Genomic DNA, 877 nt, shown 5'->3' on the forward strand with positions numbered 1-877 from the left:
GAGATGTGTATAAGAGACAGGCCCTGGTCGGCGGGGTCCCAGCCGGCCTCGACGAGCCGCCCGTACAGCGCCTCGACGAGCAGGGGGTGGGGGCCGAGGGGCGCGGCGATCCGGGTGCGTACGCCGGGGGCGGCGGCCGCCCTGGCGGGCAGGTCGCGCTTGACGTGGTGGCCGCGTCCCAGGAGCAGCGGCACGAGGACGGCGTCGGCCCCGTGCAGGCCGTCCAGGGTGTCCGGGAGCAGCGGCCGGTTCAGCTCGATGTGGCCGAGCCGGACGTCGAGGCCGGGGCGCAGGTCGCGCACCAGGTCCAGGAGGGCCAGTACGGTGCGCAAGGCCTCCGGGTCGCGGCTGCCGTGCGCTACGGCCACCAGGGCCGGGGCGGAAGTGCCGCCGTCCTGTGCGGGGCGGTCGGGCCGCCGGGTGCGGTGCGTCATGGACCGATGGTGCCGGGCGGAGGTTGCCGGGCCGTTGCGCGAGGGTCACAGCCGTTTTCCGCCGCCTCACGGTGGGGGCGGGGGCGGTGTGCGTACGCCCGCGCGGTCCTCTCCGCCGCCGGTGCCGGACGCCACGACCGGGGCGGCCGGCGAACCTTTGTGGCATCCCGGTCGTCAGGTGGGGTGGGGGCACAGGGCCCGCGCGCACCTGACGCGGCGGGCGGACCGACGAGCGGGCTGACTGACGGACGGGTGGGGGTTCTGGTGCGTGGGAAGAGCGGGCAGGCCGGGGAGAGACGGAAGGCGCTCGGGCGGTGGCTGAAGGAGCACCGTCGGCCGGACCGGCCCGTGCCGCGGCTGCGGGCCCGGCTGCGGGACCGGTCCGTGCCGCGGCTGCCTGCCCGGCTGCGACTGCCCGCCCGGTCCCGGCTGCCGTCGTGGCC

The 877-nt window shown here is 77.5% G+C and carries 1 protein-coding gene; it reads right to left on the minus strand.

From position 1 onward, the window contains the following. The coding region (locus CR470_RS38200) for a sirohydrochlorin chelatase (RefSeq protein WP_179892533.1) at positions 1-434 on the minus strand (434 nt) is incomplete at its 3' end. Between the last annotated feature and the right edge of the window lie 443 nt (positions 435-877).

This window comes from Streptomyces sp. rh34 (assembly GCF_002551245.1).
Lineage (GTDB): Bacteria > Actinomycetota > Actinomycetes > Streptomycetales > Streptomycetaceae > Streptomyces.